Source organism: Pseudoalteromonas sp. GABNS16E, from assembly GCF_028598715.1.
GTDB lineage: Bacteria > Pseudomonadota > Gammaproteobacteria > Enterobacterales > Alteromonadaceae > Pseudoalteromonas > Pseudoalteromonas atlantica.
The window spans coordinates 1-255 of sequence record NZ_JAQREZ010000213.1; the positions used below are offsets into that span (position 1 = coordinate 1).

Below are 255 nucleotides of genomic sequence, written 5' to 3' on the forward strand. Positions count from 1 at the left end.
TTGGCATTGTAACTCTGGCCTTCTAATTTAAGTACCGCAGGAGAATCAATTGATAAATTTAGCTTTTTATTTGGAGAAACTTTTGCTTCAACCCATAGTTGTTTTTCATCAGCTAACAACATGACTGCATCCCCAGCATCAACACGTTGCCCTTGGATAAAGTCGTCTTGAAGCACGACACCTTCACGGTGCGCCGTTAATGCATATTGTCCAAATGCTTTAATGTCTTTGTTAGAAATACCATTTATTGCTTTT

General features: G+C 38.4%; 1 protein-coding gene. It reads right to left on the reverse strand.

Features of this window, described 5'->3' with window-relative positions:
• Positions 1-255, reverse strand: a 255-nt coding sequence (locus PSI06_RS21845) for an efflux RND transporter periplasmic adaptor subunit (RefSeq protein ID WP_273588162.1), incomplete at both ends; no start/stop codon positions are given.